Annotated in this window: 18 protein-coding genes; 10 read left to right on the top strand and 8 right to left on the bottom strand. The window is 59.7% G+C overall.

Going from position 1 to position 20,471, the window contains the following annotated elements; all coding sequences use genetic code 11:
• Positions 1-84 precede the first annotated feature (84 nt).
• Positions 85-288 carry a CsbD family protein gene (locus tag H1B37_RS20700; RefSeq protein ID WP_147870297.1) on the bottom strand — a complete coding sequence of 68 codons (204 nt, stop codon included), beginning with the start codon at positions 286-288 and terminating at the stop codon, positions 85-87.
• 236 nt (positions 289-524) lie between these two features.
• Here H1B37_RS20700 and H1B37_RS20695 point away from each other — a divergent pair, with 236 nt between their 5' ends.
• The 5 genes from H1B37_RS20695 (at position 525) to H1B37_RS20675 (ending at position 7,807) form a co-directional block, all read left to right on the top strand.
• Positions 525-950 carry a hypothetical protein gene (locus tag H1B37_RS20695; protein ID WP_182868550.1) on the top strand — a complete coding sequence of 142 codons (426 nt, stop codon included), beginning with the start codon at positions 525-527 and terminating at the stop codon, positions 948-950.
• Between the two features lie 212 nt (positions 951-1,162).
• On the top strand, positions 1,163-1,795 hold the full coding sequence (locus tag H1B37_RS20690; protein ID WP_182868549.1) for a sigma-70 family RNA polymerase sigma factor: 633 nt from the start codon (positions 1,163-1,165) through the stop codon (positions 1,793-1,795).
• Positions 1,792-4,281: a serine/threonine-protein kinase gene (locus H1B37_RS20685; RefSeq protein WP_182868548.1), complete on the top strand. Its 2,490-nt coding sequence runs from the start codon at positions 1,792-1,794 to the stop codon at positions 4,279-4,281. Before H1B37_RS20690 ends, H1B37_RS20685 begins: the two co-directional genes overlap by 4 nt.
• Before the next feature lie 11 nt (positions 4,282-4,292).
• Entirely contained in the window at positions 4,293-5,783 is a 1,491-nt protein-coding gene (locus H1B37_RS20680) for a hypothetical protein (RefSeq protein WP_182868547.1), read from the top strand.
• A gap of 113 nt (positions 5,784-5,896) precedes the next feature.
• On the top strand, positions 5,897-7,807 hold the full coding sequence (locus H1B37_RS20675) for a dockerin type I domain-containing protein (protein ID WP_182868546.1): 1,911 nt from the start codon (positions 5,897-5,899) through the stop codon (positions 7,805-7,807).
• A gap of 86 nt (positions 7,808-7,893) precedes the next feature.
• Here H1B37_RS20675 and H1B37_RS20670 read toward each other — a convergent pair whose 3' ends face one another.
• From H1B37_RS20670 to H1B37_RS20650, 5 genes are all read right to left on the bottom strand, one after another.
• Positions 7,894-8,706 (bottom strand): inositol monophosphatase family protein, encoded by an 813-nt coding sequence (locus H1B37_RS20670; protein ID WP_182868545.1) that lies wholly within the window; start codon positions 8,704-8,706, stop codon positions 7,894-7,896.
• A 32-nt stretch (positions 8,707-8,738) separates the two neighbouring features.
• The gene (gene infA, locus H1B37_RS20665; RefSeq protein WP_094411247.1) at positions 8,739-8,960 is read right to left on the bottom strand and encodes a translation initiation factor IF-1; all 222 of its coding nucleotides are present in this window, start codon (positions 8,958-8,960) and stop codon (positions 8,739-8,741) included.
• Positions 8,961-8,975: 15 nt separating this feature from the next.
• Entirely contained in the window at positions 8,976-9,389 is a 414-nt protein-coding gene (gene rpsI / locus H1B37_RS20660; RefSeq protein WP_147870291.1) for a 30S ribosomal protein S9, read from the bottom strand.
• A gap of 63 nt (positions 9,390-9,452) precedes the next feature.
• Positions 9,453-9,884 (bottom strand): 50S ribosomal protein L13, encoded by a 432-nt coding sequence (gene rplM / locus H1B37_RS20655; protein WP_182868571.1) that lies wholly within the window; start codon positions 9,882-9,884, stop codon positions 9,453-9,455.
• 370 nt (positions 9,885-10,254) lie between these two features.
• The gene (locus H1B37_RS20650; RefSeq protein ID WP_182868570.1) at positions 10,255-11,640 is read right to left on the bottom strand and encodes a cryptochrome/DNA photolyase family protein; all 1,386 of its coding nucleotides are present in this window, start codon (positions 11,638-11,640) and stop codon (positions 10,255-10,257) included.
• Between the two features lie 166 nt (positions 11,641-11,806).
• On the opposite strand from H1B37_RS20650, the gene H1B37_RS20645 reads away from it, so the two are divergent.
• Positions 11,807-13,210, top strand: coding sequence for a prepilin peptidase (locus H1B37_RS20645; protein ID WP_182868544.1), 1,404 nt, complete (start codon positions 11,807-11,809; stop codon positions 13,208-13,210).
• Here the strand turns inward: H1B37_RS20645 and H1B37_RS20640 are convergent.
• Positions 13,127-14,629, bottom strand: a complete 1,503-nt coding sequence (locus H1B37_RS20640) for a GntP family permease (RefSeq protein ID WP_220498294.1) — start codon at positions 14,627-14,629, stop codon at positions 13,127-13,129. The genes H1B37_RS20645 and H1B37_RS20640 overlap by 84 nt on opposite strands.
• 398 nt (positions 14,630-15,027) lie before the next feature.
• On the opposite strand from H1B37_RS20640, the gene metF reads away from it, so the two are divergent.
• Positions 15,028-15,921 carry a methylenetetrahydrofolate reductase [NAD(P)H] gene (metF, locus tag H1B37_RS20635; RefSeq protein ID WP_182868543.1) on the top strand — a complete coding sequence of 298 codons (894 nt, stop codon included), beginning with the start codon at positions 15,028-15,030 and terminating at the stop codon, positions 15,919-15,921.
• Positions 15,922-16,168: 247 nt separating this feature from the next.
• Here metF and H1B37_RS20630 read toward each other — a convergent pair whose 3' ends face one another.
• A complete protein-coding gene (locus tag H1B37_RS20630; RefSeq protein WP_182868542.1) occupies positions 16,169-16,990 on the bottom strand; it encodes a hypothetical protein in 822 nt (273 codons plus the stop codon).
• Positions 16,991-17,159: 169 nt separating this feature from the next.
• Between H1B37_RS20630 and H1B37_RS20625 the strand changes: the two genes are divergently transcribed.
• Genes H1B37_RS20625 through rfbA form a run of 3 tightly spaced genes read left to right on the top strand, consistent with a single transcriptional unit; the run spans position 17,160 to position 20,433 of the window.
• The gene (locus tag H1B37_RS20625; protein WP_182868541.1) at positions 17,160-18,482 is read left to right on the top strand and encodes a prolipoprotein diacylglyceryl transferase; all 1,323 of its coding nucleotides are present in this window, start codon (positions 17,160-17,162) and stop codon (positions 18,480-18,482) included.
• Positions 18,479-19,546 (top strand): dTDP-glucose 4,6-dehydratase, encoded by a 1,068-nt coding sequence (rfbB, locus tag H1B37_RS20620; RefSeq protein ID WP_182868540.1) that lies wholly within the window; start codon positions 18,479-18,481, stop codon positions 19,544-19,546. Before H1B37_RS20625 ends, rfbB begins: the two co-directional genes overlap by 4 nt.
• Complete coding sequence (gene rfbA, locus H1B37_RS20615; RefSeq protein WP_182868539.1) at positions 19,543-20,433, top strand: glucose-1-phosphate thymidylyltransferase RfbA; 891 nt, start codon at positions 19,543-19,545, stop codon at positions 20,431-20,433. The genes rfbB and rfbA overlap by 4 nt, the downstream gene beginning before the upstream one ends.
• Positions 20,434-20,471: the final 38 nt, after the last annotated feature.

Here is a 20,471-nt window from a genome sequence, read left to right as displayed (position 1 = left end):
TCTACACCTCAAAATTTTTTATCGGACGATTCGCAAAAGGGACGATTCGCTGGCAGTCACGCGACCACCGCGGACGATTGATGATCAGCAGTTGCACGACCGTTCGAATTGTTCCACTTCGGCCTCCGCTGCATCGCGGGCCATCCCATACTTCTCCTGAATCCTCCCGACCAATTGATCGCGTTTGCCATCGATTTGGTCGAGTTCGTCATCGGTCAATTTGCCCCACTTTTGTTTGGCTTGGCCTTTCGCTTGTTTCCATTTGCCTTCGATGGTGTCCCAGTTCATCAGTGAAATCCCCTTTGTGCTGGAAGTGTGATTGGCAGCTCGCATTGAACTGCGCGATGGCCACAGGGGATGCATTCCTCGTGCCAACGCGCCGGCAGATCTTTTGCCACCGGCGTCGACAGCGCGGATCAATCGTGTACAAGTCAACCGCCCACGAGTTGCCCGGACACGCCTGTGAAGTTAAATTAGACACATCGTCTTTGGTAAGCCGTCGGCATCCGGCCAGGAGTGGCGTCGTGAAGAGATTTGCTTTTCCGTTGATCACCAGCACTCTGGTGCTGCTGTCTCTTGCTCCGCGTCTGTCTTGGTCCCAGGGAAACGCGATCGATGAGAATCGAAGGCTACAGAAAACGTATCGCGCGAAAACGCGGGAGTTGGACTTCCTCCTGGACTCGGCACTTTTCGCCTACGTTTCTTCCTCAGGGACTGATCCAGAGGTGTTCTTGTTGATCGAAGCCAGGGACGTCGATGGTCAGTCCCCCTGGACCTATTCGATCGCACGTTTTACGACACGCGAAATCTGGATGTCCCGTGGCGACCAACCGATGGTGCGAATCGATGAAACGCCGTCTGTGAGTCGGACCACAGGACGAATCGTCGAACCCTATTTTTATCGTGTCGAATCTGTCCTCTCGGTCGACGATCTTGAACCGGACGAGTGACCCGGTGCCAATCCGCGGTGGATGAACCGCACCACCTTGTGGGGCAGCGTCTCTGGCCCAAAGTAGCGGCAGCAGCACGATGAAGTCGCAAATTCAAAAGAATTGTCGATCCCGAGCGTGACAAAGTCGCGTCACCCATGTCTGTTTTACGATGGGTACCCCTCGCTCGTCTTGGAAAGATAAGCGTTTCATGAACTACTGCCGTGCGATTGATGGAATCTGGCAACGCGACTGATGTGGACGCCCTCCTTGCTTCGGCCAAGTCGGGAGACGCGTGCGCGTTGAGCACGTTGTTCGGGATGTACCAGAACTACATCAAACTGCTCGCCGCGTCACAGGTGCGATCCCGGCTTCGCGTGCGGGCCAGCGCTTCGGATATCGCACAAGAAACGTTCTTGAATGCCCATCGCGGCTTTGAAAACTTTCGTGGAACGACCGGCGGCGAGTTTGTGGCCTGGCTGCGTTCCATTCTAACGCGTCGAATTCAATACCTGGTCCAGCAACACGTCCAGTCACAGGTTCGCGATGTCCGCAAAGAGGTCTCGATCGAAGCGATCGGGAAATCGCTGGACCGATCTTCGATTCGATTGGAAACTGTCTTTCAGGCCGGTTCCCCCTCTCCGTCGGCACAGCTCCAGCGCCATGATCGCAGCGTCCATGTCGCCAACGCGCTGGCGGAACTTTCCGACGACTATCGGGAGGTGTTGATGTTGCGCAGCGTCGAGGGTTTGGGATTCAAGGAGGTTGCCGCACGGATGCAACGCTCGCACGGTGCGACGCGAATGTTATGGTTACGGGCCATCGAGGCGCTGCGGGACCGATTGGGCAACGGAGACGGTCTATGAACCAAGATTCAGCTGCACGAAATCCAGACGCACAGGATTCAACCGCACAGGTGCAAATGATCGTGCGGCGTCAGCGGAAACTCGAATCACGATCCGGGCTGACCGAAGCCGATGAAGCATTGGTGGGCGTCTTGGATTGGTATCTGGAGCGTCGGTCAATCGGTCCGGTGGTTCAATCCTCCTTCATCGCCGAGCAGTGCGCGCGTTTTCCTGAATTAGAACTCGAACAAAAGCTTCCAGGACTGATCGGCAGCATTGATGCACTGCACGGGTTTGTAGACGATCAGACGGCCGGTCAGACAGCGGGCTTCGAATCGGGGCCGTGGGAAAACTTGGTCTCCAAAACACTCGGCGATTATGAAATCCTATGCGAAGTCGGTCGCGGGGGAATGGGGATTGTTTACGAGGCTCGTCAGCGGTCGCTTGACAGAATCGTCGCATTGAAAGTGCTGCCGGTTTCGGTCGTCTTGGACCAACAGCAGATTGCCCGCTTCATGCTGGAGGCCCAGGCGGCGGGCCAACTCCACCATCCTCACATCGTCCCGATCTACTCGGTCGGCTTGGAAGATGGTGTGCACTGCTACAGCATGCCGTTGATCGATGGCCATTCGCTGGACCAGAAAGGTGAAGTGTGGCAGGCCGACGAACCGGACGTGATGCAAGCGATCGAGTGGATGATTCAAGCGGCAGACGCGATCGAATACGCGCACCAGCACGGCGTGATCCACCGTGACATCAAGCCGTCGAATTTGATCATCGACCGCAACAATAAACTGTGGGTCTCTGATTTTGGGTTGGCTCGCTGTCGACACGCTGATCGCATCACGCAACCCGGTGTGATCGTCGGAACGCGTCGCTATATGAGTCCTGAACAGGCGAGCGGGAACCCCGCGTTGGTCGATCACCGCAGCGACATCTTCGCCTTGGGAATGACGCTGTTTGAATTACTGACCGGAAAACATGGCCGGCAGAAAAGCTCGGTTTCGGCGACGGTGTCGATTGACTCGGAACGGACGGCTTTTTGCATCCAATCGCGATTGATCCGGAGGCACAACCCTGGCATCTCTCGGGACATCGAAACCGTCGTGATGAAAGCGATCGCGCCCGATGCGGCCGATCGGTATCAATCGGCCGCCGAATTATCGGCCGATTTGCGTCGAGCCTCGAACGGTCTTCCGATTCTCGCCCGACGCCCTTCCACGTTGGAGCGGATCACAAAATGGACGCTCCGGCATCGTCGCGCCGTCGCCGCGTCGGCTGCGGTATTCAGCGTGTTGTTCGTTGGCCTGGTTGGTGCAACGTTGTTGTTCGCGCGACAACGATCTGAGCTGCAAAGTGCGCTCGACGCCGCTGATCGCCATCTGTCGGTGGCCAATCAAAACCGGGACCGTGCGGAAGCTCATCTGCGTCGAACGCGCGATGTGCTTGATCGCTTCGGTTTAATGGCGGCCGAGCAGTTGCGCGGAGTCGCCGGAGCGGAACACGTTAGAGAGGCTTTGGTCCGCGACGTGCTCCGCTACTATGAAGACGATGTCAGGCAAGCTGAGTCCAAGTCTGATTCGCCGCTGCAGTTGGCCGAGACGCACTACCGGGCGGCAAAGATCATCGAGGAGCTCGGTGCGAGCCGACGGGCGCGAACTGTCTATCGACGAGCGCTGGGGCATTTCGAATCAGATGGCCGATCGGAATCCGTGCAATACCGGGCCGCATTGTGTCGAAACAGTATCGCCGTTCTGTCGGCCGAACTGGCGGAATTTGCCGCGGCCGAAAACGAATACCGCGTCGTGATCCAGCTGCTTCGGCCGATCGCAACCGCCAACGCCGATCGGACGCGGACGCTGGCCACGGTCCATGGCAACTATGGGCTTCTGCTGACCTCACTTGACCGCACCGAAGAAGCGAAACGACAGTTTCACTTGGCTTGCGAATTGCTTCCCGAACACGACCTGATCCATCCCGCCGACGCGCTGACCGCAGCGATGATCTTCAACAATCTCGGCCATTTGGTGCAAGACACGGACTTGACGGAGGCACTGAGGTACAACCTGCGGGCCATCCACGTGCTGCGATCGGTCGTTCTGTCCGAAAATGAGGACCTGGGCACCAATGCCACTCACGAGGCCGTCGGTGCACTCGCGCTCAACCTGAACAACCAGGCATCCCTGCTCGTTCGACTCGATCGCAACGACGAGGCGATCGCGGCGTACCGAGATGCAATCGTCCTGTTCAGAAGTTTGGTCGACCGGTTGCCGACGATGGTTCGCTACACCGAGGAATTGGCGATCACCTACAACAATTATGGACGGTGCTTGCACCGCAACGGTCACGACCGCGATGCCCGGGCGGCACTGCAGCGGTCCCATGACTTGCTGCAGAACTTAGTGCATCGCCGCCCGGACGAACCTCAGTATCAGGCAGCACTCGATGGGGTGCGGAAAAATCTCGCGCGAACCGGCGGACGTATCGCGCTGCAGAGCCAACTCTAGGATCAGCAACCGTGAACCAAAAACGAACACTCACGCTGGAACGATTGGAGACTCGCCTGGCCCTCGCTGTCGACGGCCCGCTGACGCTGGTCACCGAACTGGATGACCGGCCAGGCGATCCCGGCGGTTTGGCCGCCCTGTTGAAGCAAATCGACATCCTCTCAAGTCAACGGCAGGACGATTTGGAATCCGACCTCAACGCCCCTGCACCCCTCTCGGGTGAGAGAACGCTCGGTAGCGACGCCGCGGTGCGGCTGCGTGTCGAGATCCTTGATCCCGATGGTCGATCAGTGGAATCAGCGGTGACGGGCGGACTGTATTCTGCAAAGGTCTTTGTCCGTGACGTGCGGGACTTTGCGGTCTCCGACAAGAATGTCGGCGGGGTGTTTCAAGCGATCCTCGATTTGGACTTTGGTGACAATGCTCGTCCAGCGGGCCCGCCGATATTCTCTGATGGATTTCCCATTCTTCGACAATACGGCACGTTGGTCGGGAACGCACTGCAAGGAATCGGTGCGGTCAGCGATTACGCGAGCGGCAGCTGGCAAGTCGAGCAGTTTTTGATGGCGGTCCCGTTTGTGGTTGAGGATCCCGCCCGGCCAACGCAGCTCAATGTCTCGCCATCGATATCGAGCTCAGAATCGATGCTTCTGTTCGGTCTGAACGCCCCGCTTCCGCCATCGGGCATCGGCGCCGGGTCCGCAACGCTTCAGCCGATTCCTGTCGCAACGTCTCCACCGCCCCAAGCGAGTGCCCCGCCGGTTGATCCTACGCCTGTAAAGCCGCCGGACGGCCATCCTGGCACCGATTCTGCAGAAAGTCTTTCCCCGGATCCGACGATCACCGAATCGGTGTCGACTCTGATTGCGTTCAGGCCCGCCGAGCCAATCGATTTTGGCCGGACCGTCGACGCTGCGTGGCCCCGACTGGAATTGGATGACAAGGATGAAGACGACGAGGACTTGATGGAGCTGCCAATGCCACAGAAGGCCAACCCGATGACTTTGGGAGAAGACACCGCAACCTCCGATGCGGCCGACGACGACCAGGAAGAACGCGAGGTGGACACAGAAGCATCCGAATCGACCGGCCTGTTTTTTGATGAACGACTGCTCATCGAAGGGGCGTTTGTCGAGCCATTGTTGTCACCGTTCCGCTTGCAGTTTCAGCGTTACCGAGAAACGGATTCGGGCGAGAGCAACGATGTTTCGGTTGCGGACGATCCGCCAATGCCAGAACACGATCCCGCTGCATGGGTCGACATTGCAGTGATGTTACGGTCACGGGGCCACGATGCGACAACCAGCCACGCCTATGTTGATGTCGCGGGCAACCAAACACGCGATCGCCCTAATTCCGCCAACGATGTGGGACGTGAGTTCGCGATCCGCTTTGAAATCGATCCGGCTCGACTGCCGAGGGTCGATCGCAACTTGATGCGGAGCGAAAGCGTAATGGCTCCGCCTGCTCAAAACACCGAATCAGATGCCAAGGTCGATTGAAACTTGAACGCAAAAAAGGATTCGGGGGATCTTGCGTGACGATTCGCGAGGGCTCATGTCTTTTGGATTGGAAAACTTTCATTCGACCAGTCCATGATTTCAGATCCCTTGACATGAAACGACGCGCTACGTCTTTGCGGCCAAGAAACATCCACCTTTGTCACGAGCGTTTAGAAACCCGCCAATTGCTCGCCGCCGATCCTTTTAGCCCGTGGACGCACCCGTTGGATCCGGCTGACAGCAATAGCGATGGCACGGTCACGGTACGCGATGCCCTGGTCGTCATCAACCAACTCGGACGTTCGGACACCGCCGACCTCGCCGCGGTTGCCGCGCCGCCCATCCTTGGACTCGATGCCGACGATTCGCAGGCGACGTTGCACTTGGATACCAACGGCGATTCCGAATTGACCGTCCGCGATGCATTGTTCGTCATCAATCGACTGGGCCAATCAACGACGGGCATCGGTTCGGCAGAGTCGGAGGAGGATCCATCGATCCCCGTAGGCCAGGAAGACGACGCCCAGACGCTCGGTTTTGATGACGACTTCGCACACGTGATCAGCTCGCTTTCAGCCGAACAGAATTTGCGAACCTATCGGTTCACCGCAGTGCAACCACGCGCAACGGTCGACTTGAATTCGGTCTTGGACGAGAGCCTGGCGGAACTGACGATCCTGGACGCTCAGATGCAGCGGATTGCCAGCAGTTCCTCACAGGCCGCTCGAGCAAGATTCCAAGGGATCGATTTCCCGACCCAACCCGGTCGAGAGTACTTCGTCCGGGTCGAGTTTGCCGACGGTGCATCGGAAGCGGCATTCGATTTCGCCTTGAGCGTTTTCCAATTCGAACCGTCACGTTGGTTGCCGGAATCAAGCGATGAATTGACCGACGTCGACGGAGACGATGGAGGCGACGTCGGCGATACGATTCTCACGGCCGTGGACGTTGCGATCCGGCCTAACGGATCCAGTTTCGTGCAGTCTCTTGAAATGCCTGGCGACGTCGACGTGTTTCGACTGCCCAACGGATTGCCGGGATCGGTATTCGTCCAGGGCGTTGATGGGATCGGCTTTGAATTGCTGGGCGAAAATGGAGACGTCCTGGAACGCGAACCCTCGTCCATCGCCGTGAATGACCAAACCGACGTCGGATACTACAGGGCTTTTCAGGACGCGGCCCTCGGGTCCGATTCGATCTATTTGCGTGTCTTTTCGAACACTGAATCGATCGGGCAATACAGTGTCTCGGTGCTGCTGGATAACACGCCCGATCAATCGGACCAATCACTTCTGAGCGGCTACTCGCAAGATCAGGCCGGGGTGGTTCATTTTCATGGGAACTCAGCGACGATTACCGGGGCCACCGAGATCAGCGGGCAAGTTCACTTTTACCGTTTTTCGGCCACCGCGCGACGAGCCGTTTTAACGCTGAGTGGCGATGAAGGCGTCGAGATGCAGTTGTTCCGCGCCAGTGACGAATCGCCGATCGGCCCACCGCGGTCCGATTCGCTTTCGGCGTGGCTTAACGGACCGACCGATCAAACCGCCGCCGAGTACGTGTTGGCCATTCACAATCCGCGTCAATCAAGTGACTATCGCGTCGCCATCGAATTGATCGAACCGACCGTGATTCCGGTGGAGGTTGACGTGGCGGATTTAGAGTCGGCCGTGCCGTTGTCCGATTCCGATCCGTCTGTGGCGGGGACACACTCGGTTGTGACGATCGCTGCTAACGAGGTGAAATATTACTCGTTTGAATCCCCGGCGAATGTGATCCGGATGTTGGCCCGGGGATTAGACGAAAGAGACGAATCGGTTCTGCAGTTGCAGTTTCACTTATTGGACCAGGACGCGGAGGTCATCCCAGGGAGCTATCCTGACAACTTCGAATCGATCTTAGAGATCTTGGATCGCTTGGGCGGCCAAATCGTGATCGGCGACACGCACGTCGGGCAGCAGGTGTTTCTGAGGATCGCTAATCCGACCGATCAAGCGGTCACGTTTCGGTTGTCGTTAAGCTGAAGCGATTCCTGTTGGGGACCAGCGGCTAAACCGGACGCTTCCGCGACGGCCCGGAAAGGATGTCGTACCAAGATGGAACGTCACGGCTAGGCCGGGTGATGCTTGGCGGTGATTTCCAGGGCGGCCTCGTACAGGCCTGGGCAGCTGGCCAGTACGCTTGACGGTTCTAACCCCAGCGGGTTGCCCTTCGCGTCACTGATCTTCCCGCCGGCCTCGGTCACGATCAGCTGTCCGGCGGCGAAGTCCCAGGGCGAGAGCTTGTACTCGAAGAACGCGCCGAACATCCCGCTGGCGACGGCACACAGGTCGAGCGCCGCGGTGCCGAAGCGGCGAATCCCGTGGATGTCATGGGCAAAAAAGTCTTCGATGGCCGACAGTGTCGATCGCATCATCGCGCCGCGGTCGTAGTAGAAACCGCATCCAACCAATGCGGTGGACAATTCGGTCGCGGTGGCGGTGCGGACCGGGGCGCCGTTGTGTTTTGCCCCGTCGCCTTTGACGGCCGTGTAGGTGTCACCGGTGATCGGGTTCAGCACCACACCGACCGTCGGCGTGCCGTTGTGGTAGTAGGCGATCGAGACCGCGAAGTGGGGCACGTGGTGCAGAAAGTTGTTGGTGCCGTCCAGCGGGTCGATGACCCACAGGTGCTCCGCCTCGGTGTCACCGACAAGGTCCTCTTCGCCCATCAGTTCATGATCGGGGCAGATGTTGGCGATCAGATTGGCGATCACCGACTGGCTTTCCAGGTCGGCGTCGCTGACCAAGTCATAGCTCTTTCCGCCGACATCGGATTTATTCCGCAGCTCGACGCCGTCGTTCCAATAGCGGTGCAGGACGTGGCCGCCGGCTTCGGCGGCCGACTCGGCCAGGCGGAGGATGGATGCCAGATCGCTGGGCATGAAATTGATGGACGTCCGAGTCGCGCGGGCGGCTAACGTTCTCGGTACGTGATTCGGCCTTTGGTCAAATCATAGGGCGACAGTTCGACACGAACCTTGTCGCCTGGCACGATACGGATGAAGTGCTTGCGCATCCGTCCGGCGACGTGCGCCATCACTTCGTTGCCGGTTTCCAATTGGACTCGGAACCGGGTGTTGGCGAGGGCCTGGGTGACCGTGCCCTCGACTTCGAACGCTTCTTCTTTCTTGCCCAACTTTTTTCCTAGGGGTTATCGTTTGCTGAACTGGACGCCGCGTCGGGCTCCACGCAAACCTGGTTTCTTTCGTTCCTTCATGCGAGAGTCTCGCGTCAGGAACCCGCCATCACGAAGGGTGTCATGGAGCGACTCATCGTAGCTGACCAGGGCACGTCCCAGGCCCATGCGAACGGCACCGCTTTGGCCGGTCAGGCCGCCGCCGGTGACACGCACGATGACGTCTAGCTTATCGGTCAATTCGACGGCCGCCAGGGCCGCGGTGATCGCAGCTTGGTCCTGGTCGTTGACGAAGTATTCGTTCAGCGGCTTGCGGTTGATCGTGATCTTGCCTTCGCCGGCGCGGACGCGAACGCGTGCAACACTGCTTTTGCGTCGTCCGGTGCCCAGTGCGTCACCGTTGATCTTGTCTTTTTTGACCAGGGTCATCAGTAGAGTCGGTAAATGAGTTGTTTGGAAGGGGGTTCAGGGACTGGCTGCCGAGCGGGGTGGCTAGCTGACTTTCTTGCCGGTGCGAGCCAACGGTTTGGGATCCTGGGCCACGTGCGGGTGATCCGGACCGGCGTAGATCTTCAGTTTCTTGATCATTTGCCGGGCCAATTTATTCTTGGGCAGCATGCGTCGGACGGCGTGATAGATCAGGTCTTCCGGCTTGCGTTGTTGGCGGTCGCCATAGCTTTCCAGCCGCAGACCCGGGTACCCGGTGTACCACGTGTAGTGCCGGGCGTCCATCTTTCGGCCCGTCATCGCGACCTTGTCCGCGTTGGTGACGATCACGAAATCACCGCAATCGACGTGCGGGGTGTACTGCGGGCGATGCTTGCCCATCAGGACGACGGCGATGTCACTGGCCAAGCGTCCGAGGACCTCGTCGGAGGCGTCGACGACGTGCCAGTTCTGTTCAACTTGGCCGGGTTTGGCCATGTAGGTAGGTTGCGTCACGGGAACAGTTCTACGGAATACGGAAAATGTGCGGTTGGGCGAACGTCAAACGGATCGCTCGGCTCTGGCGGGGGCGAAACGGCGGTCGCTGCAGCGGGTGCAGATCGACCACGACCTCGGCGCCCGTTGTTCTGCGGCGGCGATTGGTGTCTTCGGCGGCGATTTCGGCCGGTCAAACACGGCACGATCTCACGAGGAGCTCGCTTGGAAGCGGAGCGAATCGGATTCGCGATCCCTGCCGCCGAGAAAGACCGAGAACGGTCCTCCGGCGGAGGATTCGGAAGCGTATCGACACCTTCCCGGCTCGGCAAGGGCTTTTCAGAGTTTTCGGGGGCGAAATTGACTCGCCGGCTTAACTTTCAAAGCGACTTAAGTACTTCGTCAGCCGCAGCTTCTTGCGGGCACTGTCGCTGGTCATGTAACGCAGGCTGCCGAAGATGGGGCGTTTGGGGCCCCAAGCCCGGTCGTAGCGACCCAGCACCCAAAAGATCCCGTTGTAGGAGTTGGGATCGCGTCCGTCCAAGGCGTATTTGTTGTTCAAGTGAATCATGATCCGGAGCGCCTGAGGGGCCGATTCGGTCCAGTGCAGGATTTTCTTGCCCCACAGCATCCGCATGTAATTGTGCATGACCCCCTGGCGGACCAATTGACGCTGGGCCGCGTTCCACAGTTCGTCGTCGGTCTCGGCGGCCTCGAACTGCTCGAGCGTGTAGGTCACCGGCCGCGGGTCGTCGGCCGTCTCGGCGATCGTTTTCTTGGCCCAATCGGGCAGCGATTCGAGTTTGTCGTACGTTTCCGGCTCGCGGAACGCCATGTTGAACCCCATTTCACGCCAGGTCAGGATCTGGTCCAAAAAACCTTCGGCCGGCTCGCTGGTGTTCCAAAATCCGTGGTTCTTTCCGTTGGCCTTGGATGCCTGGTCGGGGGTCCAGTCTTCGTGGTCCAGCACCCGCTCGACGATTTCATGGGCGGCGATGTGGCCGAAATGGAGGTGCGGGCTAAGTCCGCTGGTGGCGTGTTCGTCGGGGTGGTTGCGATCGGTGTGGTAGACCGGCAGGGCATCCGACAAAAAACGGTCCAAAACCTTCGCGGCGGCCACACTGCCGCCATCGACGACCGGGCTGGGGGGCACCGAATGATCGATCGGAATCGACGCCAAACCGTCATCGGCCAGCAGCGCATCCAGATTCGCCGGCTTCCATTTTCGGGTCACCGCCGCAGGCAGCTTGTCCAGTTCGGGCAACGCGACGTCATCCAGCGGATCCGTTTCGGGCAGCTCGGTCAGGCAATCCAGGATGTTCTTCTGCATCCAGCGCCGATAGCTGTGGGCGACGGTAAAAGTTCGTTCGGGCAGCCGCATCGGCACGACACAGTTGCCGTCGACCAGTTCCAGCGGCACCGGCAATCGGTCTTTCACCGCCCGGATCATGTGGGGCAGAAAGAAGCACGGGAATTCGTCGGTGACCACCGTGCACGCGTTTTCGGCCAATTTTGCCAACAGCGGCGAACCGCGGCCCGGTTTCGGCTCGACATACGGAAAGTACATGACCGGTTTGTCGCCAAACGCGTCGGCGTTGTCGCGCATCCCCTGGATGATGAAGCGATGGAATCGGTCACTGGCCCAGTCATAGCGCACGCGAAGCGGCTCGAAGACGACCAGCGGCTTGTCGAGTGACCGGGCGCGATCGACGGCATGCTGGAGCGCGAAGTTGTATCGTGTTCGCCGTGCGGCGATCATCCAGTACAACACGTACCGGCCGTCTTGTCGCAACGACCGCGAATTGGCCTGCGTGATTCGAATCTCGGGAATCGGCATGTCGGCGGATGATCCGGTGGAATTCGGGAGCAAGGTTGTAGCGGACGTTGCCACGATCATAGTATTGTGCCCAAGCAACCGGCGAAGCATGGAAGTGGCCCCGCCTTCATTCGGACGTGACAACTTGAAGCGACATCGACTGCGAAAGAAGCTCCCCCTGATCGCCACGTTGGCGGCGATCTCGATCGCCATCGGCGGCTACGTGTTCGGACTGGCACTGATCCAGTCGCACCGGCACGCCTATTACGACTTTGAAGATTTGGTCGAGCCCCGGTTGATCGACGCGACGATCGTCAGTTGGTTGCTGTTTTTTTGCAGTTCGATCGGCAGTTTCTTGAACGTCGTCGCTTGGCGGATGCCGCGTGGCGAAGGCATCGGCGGCCATTCCCACTGCCCCCGCTGCGCGAACACGTTGAAGATTCAAGACAACGTGCCGATCCTGGGTTGGATCTCGCTGGGTGGGCGTTGCCGGTTTTGCTCGCTGCCGATCTCGCGTCGCTATCCGATCGTCGAGGCGTTGGTGGGGATCACGTTGACGCTGATCGGAATCACCCAGCTATACTCGCTCGCCTTGCCGGCACAGTTCGTCCACGGTCACGGCGGCCCGCTGTGGGCCCCCCGCGTCTCGCCACAGCTGTTGGCGATTCTGACGTATCACACCGTGGCGGTGTCAACGTTGTGGGCGATGGCCTTGATTCGAATCGACGGAACCCGGTTGCCGACCCGGTTGGTCGTCTTTGCCGGCGTCGCGGTGGTGGTGCCAATGTTGGCCTATCCGACGGTGATGGTCGTGCCGTGGCAGGCCAGTCGCCCGCTGGGTTGGGTGCCCGACGGATTGCACGTCGATGCGATCATGCGTGTGGCCAGCGCCCTGGTCGCCGCGGCCTTATTCGGACGCGTGCTGGCCAAGGGGCTGTGCCCTTCGGCCGATTTAAAACTTGATCCGCTCGGCACCGGCACGGCGCGGTTGGTCGATCTGATCGCGATGCTGTCGATTCCCGCCCTGGTGATCGGTTGGCAATCGATGCCCGCGCTGGTGATCGTCGCAGCGGTCTTGGCGATCTTGCTGCGCCGGTTGCTGCGATGGATTCCCATCAACGACGGGCCGCGAGGGCAAATCGCTCGGCGTGGGGCGATGGAATCATTCGCATTCGCCTTGCCGTTCGCGCTGACGTTGCACCTTGTGTTCTGGCGCATGCTCTGGGAAACGCCCGCTTGGCCCAGCGATCACAGCAGCCGCAGCGCGATCATCGTCGCGGCACTCGCGGTCCTGGCCGTGCCGTTCTTCCTGACTGATCGCACCGCAGCGACAGCGACAGCGTCAGCGACAGCGTCAGCGACAGCGACAGCGACAGCGTCAGACGATGGCAAGCTGACAGTTCCCGACAATGATCCCGCCGAGGATGGCTCAACCGACGAATTGCCAGATTACCATCGCGATTGCGAATCCGATGACGGAGATCAGCGTCGAGATGATCCCCCAGGTCCGTAGCGTTTGGGCTTCGGACATTTGGAAGTAGCGGGAGATCATCCAGAACCCGGAATCGTTGACGTGGGAGAATCCCGTCGCTCCGGCGGCAATCGCGACCGTGATCAGTGCCAATTGCGGCTGGCTCATCCCGTCGACAAAGTTCCCCATCAAACCGGCGGCGGTCAGCATCGCAACGGTCGCTGAACCTTGGGCGATGCGAATCAACGTCGCGAACACCCAAGCCAACAACAGCACCGAAATCCCTGAGTCGCGAAAGATCTCCTCCATCGCATCGGTGATCCCCGTCGCCGCCAGCACGCCCTTGAACACGCCGCCGGCACCGGTGATCAAAATAATGATGCCCGCCGGGCCGAGTGCCTTGGTCGAGATTTCCAGCAGGGTTTCCCGATCCACGCCACGCCGGGTTCCCAGGAAGTACAGCGCCGTGAGCGTTGAAAACAACAGCGCGATGACCGGGTGCCCGATGAACGTGATGAACTGGACCAGCGGCGATGCACTGGCCAACGATGCGGCGAGTTCGGCGCCACGCTGGTCGCGTGTCAGCCCTTCGGCCAGCCCCGCGGCATACCATTGCTCGATGACCGTGTTGGCTAAAATCAATCCGATCGGCAATCCGATCAAAAACACGATGAACCCGAACGGAGGCAGCGCCACCTGTTCACTTTCGTCAATCTCAGGTGCCTCCGGCAGCACGATGTCCACGCCCTTGGACAGCTTGACGCACAACCAAGGGCCGCACAGGATCGCCGTCGGCAATCCCACCATCACGCCGAACAGAATCACCCAGCCCAGATTGACGCCCAGCAGGTAAGCCACCGCGACCGGGCCGGGGGTCGGGGGGACGAACGCGTGCGTGACCGCCATGCCGGCGACCAGCGGCAGCCCGAAGTGCAAGAACGGCCGTTTCGTGTCCCGCGCCAACGCGTACAGCAGCGGCGCCAAAATCACCAACGCCACGTCCAAAAAGACGGGGATCGAGATGATGAATCCGGTCAACAGCATCGCCCACGAAGCGCGTTTGGGGCCGAACACTCGCACCAGATGGTTGGCCAACGCCTGTGTCCCGCCGCTGTGTTCGAGAATCGCCCCAAAGACGGCTCCGATCCCGATGATCGTGGCGATAAATCCCAGCGCGCTGCCCATGCTTTTGACGATCGTGTCGGCGACCTGGGTCAGCGGGACCGCCTCGGGGTTGACCGTCCGGCTGGACGCCGCGACGACGACGGAGACCAACAGCAGGGCCAAAAACGCGGACAGTTTCAGTTTTAAGATCAACACCAACAACAGCGCGATGCCGAAAACCAGCAGCGCGATCAGCGGTCCCGCCGGCGGACCGGCCGGCTCGGCTTGCCCCAACACCATCGAAACAGACGCCGGCCACTGGAAACCAACGGGGAACAGCAAAGAAGCATCGATCAACGGAGACACCGTGGAAGGCAGGCGGAAAGACGAACGTGGATGCCCGGCGGGGGGATCAGCGCCCCGGGGCCGCTGGCGCGAGCGGCGAGTCTAGGCGGGCGGCCAGCGTGGGTCAAGAATCAGCCCTTAGCGACGGCTCACGGGAGAGCATGGATTCACCCGCCCTGCTGTCTAGCTGGACAAAGCCACTTTGCACAAGCAATATCGTGAAACGCCGGTCAAACGTAGCGACCTTCGTCAAAAGGTGGATTCCCGGGGTTTTCCACGCTCTGGCGAGCGTAGCTACGTCATCGTGGCGCTGCCCACCTTTCTGAGAGTCACCGATTGCGATTCTGCTCACAGGGCTACAATAGACGCCCATTTCCTACCGACCTCCAATCCACGCCTATCGGTCCCAGATGAGTTTTCCGATCCAACTTGCCGACCACTTCAACGGCGAGCGCTGCGCGATTTCGTTCGAATTGTTCCCGCCGAAAACCGAAGCCGGCATGAAATTGCTGGAAACGAACGTCGAGCGATTGAAGGCGTTCGAGCCCAGTTTCTTCACGTGCACCTACGGCGCCGGCGGTTCGACCCAGTCGCGGACGCTGGACGTTGTCGAGCGTGTGCGGCAAATCACCAAGCTTCCGGTCGCGTCGCACCTGACCTGCGTCGGTTCGACCGTCGCTCAACTGCGTGACTACTTGGCCGAAGCCAAACGCCGCGGCGCCGACTACATCGTCGCGTTGCGTGGGGACCCGCCCAAGGGCAGCGAATCATTCCAAGCGGTCGAGGGCGGACTGCGTTACGGCAACGAATTGGTCGCCTTGATCCGAGAAAGCTTCCCCGACCAGTTCGGCATCGCCGTGGCCGGGTACCCAGAAGTCCACCAGGAAGCCCCCGACGCCCAAACGGACCTGGACAACCTGAAACGCAAAGTCGACGCGGGCGCGGATATCGTGGTCACGCAGTTGTTTTATGACAACGACGACTTTTATCGTTTTCGCGATGCCAGTGTGGCCGCGGGCATCGATGTCCCGATCGTGCCCGGCATCCTGCCGGTGACCAATTTCAAACAGGCACAGCGGATCGCCGGGATGTGCAAGGCACGGATCCCCGATGCCATGGCGGCCGCGATGAACGAAAGCGACGATGCCGACCACCAGTTCAAAGTCGGCGTGGATCACGCGCGGGTGCAAACGATCGACTTGATCGAAAACGGTGTCCCCGGGATCCACTACTACGTGCTCAACAAGAGCGACGCCGCGGCGCAAATGCTCGATGGCCTGTCACTGGGCGCCCAGTCGTCCTGACGGTGCCAGATGAGCAAGTCAAACGCGACGCGTTGGTGGGCATGCGGTGTATCGGAATTCACCCTCCCTGACAGGGAGGGTCGAGCGTAGCGAGGGGAGGGTGAAGGCGTAAACGCCTGATAGAAAAGAGGTCAAAAACCGCACGACCTCATCAGTGCGGATGCCCCCCAGCGATCCTAGCGAACGCGTCGGGCTGGCATTCCGGCGTTCAATCTAACGCTTCAATTGAATCAGCAACCCTTGACGGCTACCGCGGGAACGCCGCCAACGGCACGTCGCGATAGAGCGTCAACATGCCGGCGACTTCCTCGGCGCGCTGCCGGCTTTCTTTGCTCAAGTCCGCTTTGAATTTGTAGTTGGAAACGAACGTCCGGCCGTGCGTGTCGGATTTCAATTCCAGTGTGACCGTCTCGGGAATCCGTCCGTCGGCGGCGATGGTGTTGCCGAGATTGATTCGGGCGAACGGCGGCGTGCCGATCTTACGCACCAAATTGACTCGGGCGACCCAGTCGGTGAACTCGGCAAATCGATTCGGTTGCGCCGCAATCTCCGGATCGGCGGCACTGGCGGTGTAGTGGTAATCGCCGAATTGGATTCGATACGTGTTTGTCTGGTTCGCGTCACGAACGGTTTTGGCGTTGATTCCCAACCGGGTTTCCAGGCCTTCGTTGGTCGCGAACAGCCGAAACCGAGCCGCGGCAGTCACGATGTCTTGATGGGTGATCGTGGATTTGACGTGGTCGACGCGGGAGAGCAACGTGACTTGGCCATTGATCGGATCGATCAGCGTCACGTTGCGGGGCTCGGTGAGAGCGAAATCGTAGGCTTTGCCGTCTTTGAACAGCACCAGGTGTCGATCTTGGAGCTGCAGTTTCTGATCGGCCAGCAGCTCGAAGACTTCGATCGTGACTTGAAAGGCACCGTCGTCGGCGGCGGGAATTTTTGCCGCAGCCAGGCGAGCCGGCGATTCGGCAGCGGCGGTCCCGGCCGTGACGATCAGGCAGCAACACAGGATCCGCGTCAGTGCCGCAAGCGGATTGGGAGCGATCGGTTGGGAAAGCCGCATCATGCTGGCGTTCTCGTGGGGGGAAGGTGGTGCTCGGAGGTGTTGTCGCGAGGCGACCTGGACTTTTTGCGTCTCTGGAGCGTAGAAAAGGGCGCCGCCGGTGGTCTAGACCAATGTCGCCGGCTTTTTTTCGCCGTTTCTACCCTTCGTCTTCCTCCTTTCACCGACATCGATGCAACGCACGCTCTTGTTCATTCCCCATGAAATCGGGCCCTTTCCCATCTTTGGGATCGGTTGGGCGTTGGGGATCCTGGTGCTGGCGTTGCTCATCCGACTGGGCTGGGCGCAACGTCAAATCAGCCGATTCGGCGGCAGCGACGGCGAACATGGACCTCCGACGCTGGGACAAGTCATCGCGGCTGAAGGCCTGTTTTGGGCCGCCGCGGCAGGATTGGTCGTGTTCATTCTGCCCAATGTCGAATTGAAAAATGTCGCCGGCGAACCCGTCGGAATGGCGATCCGCGGCTACGGCGTGTTCTTGGTTTGTGGCGTGATGAGTGCGATCGCGCTGGCGGCCTACCGGACCTCGCGTGCCGGCATGAACCCCGAACTGATCTACTCGCTGGCCCCCTGGGTGTTCATCGGCGGAATCGTCGGCGCCCGGCTGTTTTACGTGATCCAGTACCGCGACGAATACATCGGCGCGACGACGATGGAAACGATCAAAAACATGCTGGCGTTCACCGAAGGCGGTTTGGTGGTCTATGGATCATTCATCGGCGGCTTCCTGGCCTTCATGATCTTTACCTTTCGCAACAAGGTCCCGCTGTTGCGGTTCGGCGACGCGATCGTGCCGTGCATTTTCCTAGGCGTCTTTTTTGGACGCTTGGGATGCCTACTGAACGGCTGCTGCTACGGCGGGCGGTGTGAGCCCGGTTGGGCGTCGTTGCGATTTCCTCCGATCACCAAGGTCTATCAGGAGCAACTGACCAGCGGCGAACTGTTGGGCATGGACATCGATTTGAAAACCGGAACGATCCATTCGGTCGTACCGGGAAGTGTCGCCGACGAGTTGGGGATCAAAGCGAACGACGTGTATGAAGCCGGCGATTTCGATCGACGTCCCTACAAGACCGCCGACCCGAAGCTCCCCGAAGAGGAGATTGTGCCGGGTTGGATGATGCGAGTTTCGGGAAAGACGCACGTGTTGTCGCCTGAAGAATTGCCCGAGCGGGCGTTGCCGGTGCGCGCCGCCCAACCGATCAGCAGCCTCAGTTCGCTGGCGCTGTGCATCGGGTTGTGTGCCTTGTCACTGTGGATCACGCGGACCGGTGCGATGATGTTCATCGGGTTTGCCTCGTATGCGGTGTTGCGTTTTGTGTTGGAGATTGTTCGGGTCGATGAAGCCGGCCAGTTCAACACATCGCTGTCGATTTCACAGTGGGTCAGTGTGGTCGTGCTGACGCTGTCGATCGTCGGATTGATCTGGGTGTACTTCATCCGCAGCGAAGCCGCCGACGGCAGCGACCCGGCGCTGTCGGGAGAGATCTCGTGAAGATTCTGGTCACCGGCGGTTGTGGGTTCATCGGCAGCAATCTGGTCCGCCACCTGCTCACCGCAACGCCGCACTGCGTGGTCAACGTGGACAAACTGACGTACGCCGGCAACCCGAACTCGCTGGCCGAAATCGCCAACGACCCACGGTATGTGTTCGTTCGTGGCGACATTGCGGATTTGACGTTGATGCGTGGCGTGTTTGCCGAGCATGCCCCGGACGCGGTGATGCACTTGGCCGCCGAATCGCACGTCGATCGTTCGATCGACGGTCCGGCCGACTTTATCCAGACCAACGTCGTCGGCACCTTTCACCTGCTGTCGGCGGCCAGTGAATACTCTCAAGAGCTTTCCGGCCCGCGCGCCGACTCGTTTCGTTTCCTGCACGTCTCGACCGACGAAGTCTACGGGGCACTCGGCGACGAAGGGCTGTTTTCCGAGTCGACGGCCTACGACCCGCATTCGCCCTATGCGGCCACCAAGGCATCCTCGGATCATCTGGCCCGCGCCTGGAGAACGACGTACGGATTGCCCGTGATCGTCACCAATTGCAGCAACAACTACGGTCCGTATCAGTTCCCTGAAAAACTGATCCCGCTGATGATCATCAAGGCGATCGGGGAGCAACCGCTGCCGGTGTATGGGCATGGAGAAAACGTCCGCGACTGGTTGCACGTTGCGGACCACGCATCGGCGTTATGCCAAGTGTTGCAACTCGGAGAGGTCGGCCAGACCTACAACATCGGAGGCGATTGCCAGCGTCGCAACATCGACCTGGTCCGCGCAGTGTGCGAGATCTTGGACGAGCTGCATCCACGCCCGAGCGGATGCCACGCCGATTTGATCCGCTTCGTCGCCGATCGGCCCGGACATGATTTCCGCTACGCGATCGATTCGACCAAGATTCGCCAACGACTAGGCTGGCAACCACAACACGACCTCCAGTCCGGACTGCGGCAAACGGTCCGGTGGTACCTCGACAATCGCGACTGGTGGCAAGCGATCCTAGCGGGCAACTATCAACTCCAGCGACTCGGCCGAGTCCAATCGACGGATCAATCATGAAAGGCATCATCCTGGCCGGCGGCAGCGGGAGCCGACTGGCGCCACTGACGACCGCGATCAGCAAACAATTGCTGCCGGTCTACGATAAACCGATGATCTACTATCCGCTGTCGACGCTGATGTTGGCCGGGCTTCAAGACATCTTATTGATCAGCACGCCCGATCACACGCCACTGTTTCAATCGCTGTTGGGAGACGGGGCGCAGTGGGGCATCCGGATTTCTTATGCGGTCCAGGAACGTCCCGGTGGGTTGGCCGAAGCGTTTCTATTAGGCGAGTCGTTTTTGCAGGGGCAACCGAGTTGTTTGGTGTTGGGCGACAACGTGTTCTATGGCGAAGGGCTGATCCAGTTGCTGCGTCGTTCGGCGGAACTGGACCGCGGCGCAAAAATCTTTGCCTATGAAGTCCGCAACCCGTCGGCCTACGGCGTCGTCTCGTTCGACTCCGACGGTCGCGTGATCACGTTGGAAGAAAAACCTGATCATCCGAAATCGAACTTTGCCGTGCCGGGATTGTACTTTTTTGATTCGCGTGCCGGCGAGTTTGCCAAGCAACTGCGTCCCTCGTCACGCGGCGAATTGGAGATCACCGATTTGAATCGCATGTACCTCAGTGAGGGAGCGTTGGAAGTCAAAGTCCTGGGCCGCGGGATCGCCTGGCTGGATACGGGGACGCACGAGAGTCTGCACGACGCCAGCAGCTTCGTCGGTGCGATCGAAAAGCGGACGGGGTTGAAAGTCTGTTGCCCGGAAGAGATTGCCTTTCGCAACGCCTGGATCGACCGCCAAGGCCTCGCCCGCTGTGCCGATTCCGTGCGGCACAGCGAATACGGGCGTTACCTTCGCAAGTTGCTCGAGCATCCGATCACCCATCGCAGCGTCGTGTGAGCCGTCGTGGACGACGCGAGGAGTCCTTGCAGTCCGGA

It is taken from the genome of Stieleria mannarensis (assembly GCF_014154935.1).
Lineage (GTDB): Bacteria > Planctomycetota > Planctomycetia > Pirellulales > Pirellulaceae > Stieleria > Stieleria mannarensis.
Note: the sequence above shows the minus strand (reverse complement) of the source record. Positions and strands in the feature narration are given on the sequence as shown.